At 68.6% G+C, this 6,505-nt stretch carries 5 protein-coding genes; 3 read left to right on the top strand and 2 right to left on the bottom strand.

What is annotated here, in order from left to right:
* Positions 1-192: 192 nt before the first annotated feature.
* On the bottom strand, positions 193-828 hold the full coding sequence (locus tag EX88_RS0122185) for a response regulator (RefSeq protein ID WP_031374168.1): 636 nt from the start codon (positions 826-828) through the stop codon (positions 193-195).
* Positions 825-1,931, bottom strand: coding sequence for a sensor histidine kinase (locus EX88_RS0122180; protein ID WP_036149821.1), 1,107 nt, complete (start codon positions 1,929-1,931; stop codon positions 825-827). Before EX88_RS0122180 ends, EX88_RS0122185 begins: the two co-directional genes overlap by 4 nt.
* A gap of 160 nt (positions 1,932-2,091) precedes the next feature.
* On the opposite strand from EX88_RS0122180, the gene EX88_RS0122175 reads away from it, so the two are divergent.
* The 3 genes from EX88_RS0122175 to EX88_RS0122165 all read left to right on the top strand — a co-directional run bounded on the left by EX88_RS0122175 (position 2,092) and on the right by EX88_RS0122165 (position 6,265).
* Complete coding sequence (locus EX88_RS0122175; RefSeq protein WP_031374166.1) at positions 2,092-2,805, top strand: hypothetical protein; 714 nt, start codon at positions 2,092-2,094, stop codon at positions 2,803-2,805.
* A gap of 163 nt (positions 2,806-2,968) precedes the next feature.
* On the top strand, positions 2,969-4,336 hold the full coding sequence (locus EX88_RS24090) for an alpha/beta hydrolase (protein WP_036149820.1): 1,368 nt from the start codon (positions 2,969-2,971) through the stop codon (positions 4,334-4,336).
* Positions 4,337-4,873: 537 nt separating this feature from the next.
* On the top strand, positions 4,874-6,265 hold the full coding sequence (locus tag EX88_RS0122165) for an FAD/NAD(P)-binding protein (protein ID WP_031374164.1): 1,392 nt from the start codon (positions 4,874-4,876) through the stop codon (positions 6,263-6,265).
* Positions 6,266-6,505 lie beyond the last annotated feature (240 nt).

The following is a 6,505-nucleotide window of genomic DNA, read 5'->3' as shown; positions in this document are numbered from 1 at the left end:
ACGGCAACGGCAACGGCAACGGCAACGGCAACGGCAACGGCAACGGCAACGGCAATCGTCGCTGAAACTCAGGTGCCCATCGCCACTGACCATAGCAATCGAACGCAGGCGGTCGCGGCTCGCACCGCCCTCTTCAAGGCAACGCCGCAATCCGCTTTACGAATCCCGACTCCCCAATCCCTAATCCCGGCCCTAAATCACCCGCAGCGTGATCGCCTTCAGCACGGCGCGGGTGCGGTCGCGGGTGTCGAGTTTGTCCAGGATCACCGAGACGTAGTTCTTCACCGTGCCCTCGGCCAGGAACATGGCGCGGGCGATTTCCTTGTTGGAGTAGCCGCCGGCCATCAGTCGCAATACCGACACCTCGCGCTCGGTGAATAAGGCGCGCGGGGCATCGTCGGCGTGGTAGCGGTAACGCGCGCGCACCGGTTCGGTGCTGACCGGTTGCAGCAGGACTTCGCCGGCAGCGACCCGCACGATCGCATCGCGCAGGTCTTCCGGGGCCGCGTCCTTGAGCAGGAAGCCCTGCGCGCCGGCCTCGGTGGCGCGCAGCAGCAGCTCGCTGTCGTCGAAGGTGGTCAGCAACAGGACCGGGGTGCGGTCGCCGCGTGCGCGCAGGCGCAGCAGGGCGTCGATGCCGTCGAGGCCGGGCATGCGGATGTCGCTGAGGATCACGTCGACCGGGGTCTCGGCGAGGCGGTCGAGCAGGGCCTGGCCGTCGTCGGCCTCGAAGGCGATGCTCAGGCCCAGGCGTTCGAGCAGGGCACGCAAGCCGGCGCGCACCAGCATCTGGTCGTCGGCAAGGGCGATGCGCAGGGGTTCGCTCATCCCGGCAGCCTCGCGTCGATGCGCATCGCGCCGCGCTCGTTGCGGGCGAAGCTCAGGCTGCCGCCGGCGGCGACGATGCGCTCGCGCATGCCGGCCAGGCCGTTGCCTTCGCGCAGCGTGCCGCGCACCCGGCCGTCGTCTTCCACGCGCACCTGCAAGTGCTCGCTGTCGCGCTGGATCGAGACCCACACGCGTTCGGCATCGGCGTGGCGCGCGCTGTTGGTCAGCGCTTCCTGGACCAGCCGCAGCAAGGTCTCGGCAAGGGCGGGGTCGGTCAGGTGGATGCGCTCGTCGATGTCCAACTCCAGTGCCGGCCTCGGCATCGGTGCGGCGAGGGCGCGCAGGGCGGTGGCGAGGTCGAGGCCGCGCGAGTCGCGCAGCGCCTGGACTACGTTGCGGATGTCGCCGAGCAATTCGCCGGCCAGTTGCTGCGCCAGCTGCACTTCATAGCGTTGGCCGAGGTCGGGCTCGGCGGCGAGCGCGCGCAGGTTCAACATCATCGCGGTGAGCTTGTGGCCGGCGACGTCGTGCAGTTCGCGCGCCACCCGCAGGCGTTCGGCGTCGCGCGCGCTGTCGGCCAGCAAGGCCCGCGTGGCGAGCAGGTCGGCATTGACCAGGGCGAGCTGGTCGCGGGTGTGTTCGGCGCTGCGTGCGTAATGGGCGACCATCGCCGCGAAGCCCTGGAAGCCGGCGAAGATCAGGGTCACCACCAGCGGCGCGCTGTGCCCGGCATTGCGCATGATCAGGTACAGCGCCAGGTTCAACAGCAGCGCCACGGTCAACACCGGCCGCGGCGGATAGACCAGGGCGAGGTGGGCGATCAGCACCACCAGCAAGGCCGGCGAGGTGCCGCCCTTGGGCGCGAGCCAGCACACCGCCAGCGCGCACAGCGTCTCGACCGCGAACAGCGCCAGCTTCCGGCGCGGGCGCGAGGACGGGATCAGGTCGCTGGCGAGAAAGCTCAGCAGGAAGCCGACCATTGCCGCCCACTGTGCGACTTGGTCGCGGGTGCCGTCGTGGCGCAGCGACAGGGCCACCGCCAGCCAGGTCAGCACGGCGGGCAGGTTGATGGCTTGGAAGATCACGCGCAGGGCGGCAGGCATGCCGGGATGCTGCGCGTGGGCGTGCGCAGTGGCAATGGCCGCGGCGCAGAAAGTGACTTCCGGCAGGGTGAAGTCCTGACTCCTGGGCCCTGCCGCCGCGACCGCCCGCGACCACCATGGCTTCACCCGGTAACCGCGCCGGACGCGAGGAGACACCGCCATGGCATCGGCCTACGAATGGATCAAATACCTGCACATCGCGATCGGCTGCCTGGCGCTGATCGGCTTCTGGACCGCGGGCCTGGCCCGCAAGGGCAGCCCGTTGCATCGGCGCGCCGGCCAGGTCTTCCTGATCGCGATGACCGGCATCCTCGTCACCGGCGTGCCGATGGCCTGGCACAAGTGGCAGGGCGGCCAGCCGATCACCGCGGCCTTCCTGGGCTATCTGCTGGTGATCACCGCCACCGGCGTGTGGACTAGTTGGCGGGCGATCCGCGACAAGCGCGACGTCGTGCGCTACACCGGCCCGGTCTATGTCGCCCTGGCCGCGCTGTCGCTGCTGTCGGGTGCGGCGATCCTGGCACTCGGCCTCAAGGTCGGCGCGCCGCTGTTGAGCGGCTTCTCCAGCATCGGCTTGTTCATCGGCGCCGACCTGCTGCACAAACGCTGGCGTCGCGACCGTCTGGCGCAACGTCCGCGCTGGTGGCTGATCGAGCACTACACCGCGATGCTCGGCAACGGCATCGCCACCCACGTCGCCTTTCTCGGCATCGGCCTGCCGCGCCTGCTGCCGGCGATCGACGGCGTCGCCCTGCACTACGCGGCCTGGTTCGGCCCCTTGGTGGTCGCAGTCGGCGCCAAGGTCTGGTTCGACCGGAGCTGGAAGCCGGCCGCGGCGGCGGTCGCGACGAACGCGACGCGCGGCATCGCATGAGGTTTTGCCATCGCCGTGGCCCGGATCGCAGTGCGGGCGAGGCGATCACAGCACGCGGCAAAAAGAAAGTGTCGACGGTTGAGCCGAATGCCGCCGAGGGACCTGCAACCGAAAGAGCGAACGGCGCATCTCACCATCACTCTTCACCGAAACGGCAACGCTCATGAACCGATCCGTCCTGTACCGCCACGTCCTGCCGATCGCGCTGTTGGCGAGTGGTAGCGCCCTCGCCGCCGAACCCGCGGCCAAAGCGCCCGACCCGGCCGCGGCGCAGGCGCAATGCCACACCGGCGCCTATCGGCTCGACGACGATCGCGTGGTCGATGTCGCCCGCACCAGCGCCGCCGGCGTGTTGCGCTGGCGTCTGCTCGACGGCAGCACCGGCAAGCTGGTGTACAAGGACGGCGCCTGGACCAGCACGCGCGGCTGGACCGATCAGGCCGACGGTGTGGCGGTGTCGTTCGGCGATTGCGCCGACGGCCGCATCCGTTACGCCGGCCATGACGGACGCAAGCTGAAATTCGACGTCACCGAAACCCGCTTCAAGGGCAACGGCGTCGACCTGCGCGGCCGCCTGGTGTTGCCGCCCGGCGAAGGCCCGGTGCCGCTGGTGGTGCTGGTGCACGGCTCGGAGAACTACTCCGGCGTCGACATGTATCACCTGCAGAACCTGTTCCCGGCCAACGGCGTCGGCGTGTTCGTCTACGACAAGCGCGGCACCGGCGGTTCCACCGGCAAGTACAACCAGAACTTCTACCAACTCTCCGACGACGCCGCCGCGGCGTTGCGCGAAGCCAAGCGTCTGGCCGGGCCGCGCGCCGGCCGCACCGGCTTCCAGGGCGGCAGCCAGGGCGGTTGGGTCGCGCCGCTGGCGGCGAGCAAGGAACCGCAGGCCGAGTTCGTCGTGGTCGGCTTCGGCCTCGCCGACGGCGTGCTGGCCGAAGACCGCGACCAAGTCGCGATGGACCTGCGCGCCGCCGGCTTCGGCGATGCCCAGACCCTGGCCAAGGCGCGCGAAGTGTCGGATGCGACCGGCCTGATCGCCTCCAGCGACGGCCAGCGAGGCTGGAAGGAACTCGATGCGGTGCGCGCCAAGTACGCCGCGCAGCCGTGGTGGAAGGCGCTCAAGGGCGAGTACACCGGGCTGGTGATCAACCACACCCGCGCCGAAGTGTTGGCCGAGTTGGCCAAGCAAGACGTCGACGTGAGCTGGGACTACGACCCGATGCCGGTGCTGCGCAGCCTGCCCGTGCCGGAGCTGTGGATCCTGGGCGGTTCCGACGTCGAAGCGCCGTCCGACGAAACCCAGAAACGCCTGATCGGATTGGCCGGCGAAGGCCGTCCGATCACCAGCATGCTGTTTCCGCAGGCCGATCACGGCATCCTCGATTTCGAAGTCGACGCCAAGGGCGAACGCCAGCACACCCGCGTCGCCGAAGGCTATTTCGCCATGCAGCTGGACTGGATCAAGCACGGCAAGTTGGGCGGCCAGCCGTACGGCAAGGCGAAGGTGCTCGCCGAGGCGAAGTGAGGGGAGCCCGATTTGGCGGGAACGACGGAAGCTAGGTCTTCCCGCGTTCCCTTCCGCCGTCATCACCGCGAAGGCGGTGATCCAGAGGCTTCAGAATCATGCTTCGGCGAAGTCCGGGGTACTCGGCTCCGCCGAAGTAAAGCAGAGCCCGTCTACGCGGGAACGACGGTAGGTAGGTATTCCCACGGCTCTTTCAGTCGCCATCCCCGCGGAAGGCGGCGACCCAGAGACTTCAGCGTCATGCCTCGATAAAAGCCCCGGGTATTCGGCTCCGCCGAAGTAGCGCGGAGCCGTCTACGCGGGAACGACGACTGCAGGGTTCGACTTCACTTCTCCCAACGTTAGACAAGCGAAACCATCGAACCCAAGCTGCGAACCCCATTGCAGTTCGATGTCCGCACTCATACCCGATCGTCATGACGACGTTCCACATGGTTCGCGCGTCTTTACGCAACGGTAACCCGCGTTTTACGCATCGGCGCGGGCGATCCACTAGAACGGAAGCTCCTCGGTATCGTCTCGCGACAGGAGCACCTCATGCGGATCACGATCGTCGGAGCGGGTTTCAGCGGCAGTGCGCTCGCCAGCGAATTGGCGCGGCAGGCGGGGCCCGGCGTGGAGCTGTGCCTGATCGGCGTAGCCGACAGTTACAGCCGCGGCGTGGCCTACGGCGAAGCGCGGCCCGAACATCTGCTCAACGTGCGCGCCAGCGAGCTCGGTGCGACGCCCGATCAACCCGGCGCCTTCGCCGACTGGCTCAACCTCAGCGACCGTGCGCGGGTCAGTTATCTACCGCGACTGGCCTACGGCGAATACCTGCATGCGCAGCTGCAGACCGCCGTTGCCGGCAGCACCGCGGCATTCAACCAGATCCGCCAGGAAGCGATCGCGGTCGAACGCGCCTCGGCCGGTTTTCGCGTGCACCTCGCCGATGGCAGCGATTTCCTCAGCGATCGCGTCGTGCTCGCGGTCGGCGCCTTGCCGCCGCAAGCCTTGGCCGGGGTCGGGCCGCGCCTGGCGATCCATCCCAGTTATCTGAACTGGCCGTGGCAGGACGGCGCGATCGACGCGATCGCCCCGGATGCGCGATTGCTGATCGTCGGCACCGGCCTGACCATGGCCGATGTGACGACGACTCTGCAACGTCGCGGCCATCGCGGCCCCATCGTGGCCCTGTCGCGGCACGGCCTGCTGCCGCGTGCGCATGGTGACTACCCGCCGCCGCCGATCGCCTTGCCGCCGGCAGTGCTGCAAGCGCTGCACACGCATAGCCCTCGCGAGGTCTTGCGCGCCCTGCGCACCCTGGCGCCGGTGGTCGACGATTGGCGCAGCCTGGTCGACGCGCTGCGTCCGCACCTGCAGGGCTTCTGGCGCGTGGTGCCGCTGCCGCAACGCGCGAGTTTCCTGCGTCACCTGCGTTCGTACTGGGAAGTCGTGCGCCACCGCATCGCGCCGCAACTGGCCGAACAACTGCAGGCCCTGCGCGAAAGCGGTCAGCTGCAAGTACGTGCCGGCCGCTTGCTGCGCGCGCGGCGCGGCGACGATGCGGTCGAGACCCTGATCCGCGAACGCGGCGGCACTGCCCTGCACAGCGAGCGCTACGACGTGCTGATCCGCGCCACCGGGCTCGATACCGACGTCGAACGCACCACCCATCCGCTGGTCGCGCATCTGCGCGAATCGGGTCTGGTCGCGGCCGATCCGCTGGGGTTGGGGCTGAAGGTATCGGATCGGTTTGAAGTGCTCGATGCCAAGGGCGGCGCGGTGCGCGGTCTGTACGCCATCGGGCCCTTGCTGCGGGCGCAGCTGTGGGAAATCACCGCAGTGCCGGAGTTGCGCAGCGCGGCGCGGGAGTTGGCTGGGCAGTTGCTTGCGGCTACCGCGGCGGCGCGTGCTGCGGGTGCACAGCGGTTGGCCGTTGCCGGCTGAACTCTGCTCCTGCATGGCTGCGGCTAGATGGGTGCTCTGCTCTTGGGTAGGAGCGACGCGAGTCGCGACCGCGGCACTTCGGTCTCGCGACGTACTTGCCACCCTTTGTAGGAGCGGCGTGAGCCGCGACCAAGGGACACGCAGAGGCGATAACGCCGGTGTCGCTCATCGATGCGGCGTACTTTCGCGAGGGTAGGAGCGGCGTCCTACTGGATTTCCTTCGGTCACAAGCCGCGACCG

Source organism: Lysobacter antibioticus (genome assembly GCF_000731095.1).
Lineage (GTDB): Bacteria > Pseudomonadota > Gammaproteobacteria > Xanthomonadales > Xanthomonadaceae > Lysobacter > Lysobacter antibioticus_B.
The sequence above is the reverse complement of the archived record's forward strand: the minus strand, read 5'-3'. Positions and strand labels throughout refer to the sequence as shown.

Bases quoted from the DNA above. Each gene is read 5' to 3' on its own strand.
- EX88_RS0122165 (WP_031374164.1), top strand. From the start codon at position 4,874: ATGCGGATCACGATCGTCGGAGCGGGTTTCAGCGGCAGTGCGCTCGCC.
- EX88_RS24090 (WP_036149820.1), top strand. From the start codon at position 2,969: ATGAACCGATCCGTCCTGTACCGCCACGTCCTGCCGATCGCGCTGTTG.
- EX88_RS0122185 (WP_031374168.1), bottom strand. From the start codon at position 828: ATGAGCGAACCCCTGCGCATCGCCCTTGCCGACGACCAGATGCTGGTG.
- EX88_RS0122175 (WP_031374166.1), top strand. From the start codon at position 2,092: ATGGCATCGGCCTACGAATGGATCAAATACCTGCACATCGCGATCGGC.
- EX88_RS0122180 (WP_036149821.1), bottom strand. From the start codon at position 1,931: ATGCCTGCCGCCCTGCGCGTGATCTTCCAAGCCATCAACCTGCCCGCC.